Origin of the sequence: Nitratidesulfovibrio oxamicus, from assembly GCF_015731765.1 — a bacterium.
In the GTDB taxonomy this organism is placed as follows: Bacteria; Desulfobacterota; Desulfovibrionia; order Desulfovibrionales; family Desulfovibrionaceae; genus Cupidesulfovibrio; species Cupidesulfovibrio oxamicus.
Genome location: NZ_VRYY01000668.1, coordinates 1 through 854 on the forward strand (window position 1 = coordinate 1; position 854 = coordinate 854).

General features: G+C 70.1%; 1 protein-coding gene. It reads left to right on the forward strand.

Annotated features, from left to right (window positions below; all coding sequences use genetic code 11):
- Positions 1-854, forward strand: an 854-nt coding sequence (locus FVW20_RS17020; protein WP_504739165.1) for a tRNA (adenosine(37)-N6)-threonylcarbamoyltransferase complex transferase subunit TsaD, incomplete at both ends; no start/stop codon positions are given.

The following is an 854-nucleotide window of genomic DNA, read 5'->3' on the forward strand; positions in this document are numbered from 1 at the left end:
CGGGCGTGACCGCCGCAGACATCGACGTGGTGGCCGTGGCCCGCGGGCCGGGCCTGCTGGGCAGCCTGCTGGTGGGCATGGGCTTTGCCAAGGGCCTCGCCCTGGCCACCGGGGCGCGGCTGGTGGGGGTCAACCACCTGCATGCCCATCTACTGGCGGCGGGCATTGCCGCAGAGATGGCGTATCCCGCGCTGGGCCTGCTGGTATCCGGAGGCCACACCCACATTTACCGCATGGAATCGCCGCGTCACATGCCCCTGCTTGGGCGCACCCTGGACGACGCGGCAGGCGAGGCCTTCGACAAGGTGGCCAAGCAGCTCGGCCTTGCCTATCCCGGCGGGCGCACCATCGATGAACTGGGGCGCAAGGGCAGGGTGAACCCCGCCATGTTTCCCCGGCCCTACGTCGACAACGACAACCTCGATTTCAGCTTCAGCGGCCTGAAGACCTCCGCCGGACTGGTGGTGCAGGCCAACCCCGCGCTGATCGAGGCCGCTCGCGCCGTGGCTGATGGTTCGGCAGGTGCGGCGGGTTCCGTCAACGTCACGTCGAATCAGGGCTCGCCCGAATTGCCCGATATGGCCGCTCTGCACGACATGTGCGCCTCGTTCAACCACGCCGTGGCCGAGACCCTGCGCATCAAGCTGGAGCGTGCCCTGGTGCGCGAAAACGGTCCGCTGCCCGGCACCCCCGCCGCACCGGCCAGAAAGAAGCGGAAAAAGAGCGGTGCGGTTGCCGCGGATGCCGGTCAGGCCGCAATGGCGGACCAGTCCGCATCGCCGGGGCAGGGTGCCTGTGCAGCAGGTGCGGGGCAGGGCGGTCCGGTCCCCGGCCCCCACCGCGCCCCCGTACGG